Below are 267 nucleotides of genomic sequence, written 5' to 3' on the forward strand. Positions count from 1 at the left end.
CGTCACCTTATTGGATAAACCGACAGGCCGGAAAGCGGATATCACTCCCGATTATGCCGGATTTATCGTTCCTGATGCATTCGTTGTCGGATACGGTCTGGATTTTGCCGAAAAATATCGCAATCTCCCGTATATTGGCATATTGAAGCCTGAAATTTACTCGAATTGATCGTACCTGTTTGAAAGAAAAGACCAGATTAAAACAGCGGTGTTAAATTATTGTAATTCTTTAATTTTGTATGATAGTATTTACTATAGTTTGTTTAC

The 267-nt window shown here is 37.8% G+C and carries 1 protein-coding gene; it reads left to right on the forward strand.

Annotation, left to right across the window (positions count from 1 at the left end):
• Nucleotides 1-169, forward strand: a 169-nt coding sequence (locus CVN76_RS02560; protein ID WP_442857539.1) for a phosphoribosyltransferase, incomplete at its 5' end; no start/stop codon positions are given.
• Nucleotides 170-267: the final 98 nt, after the last annotated feature.

It is taken from the genome of Bacillus sp. mrc49 (genome assembly GCF_002803435.1).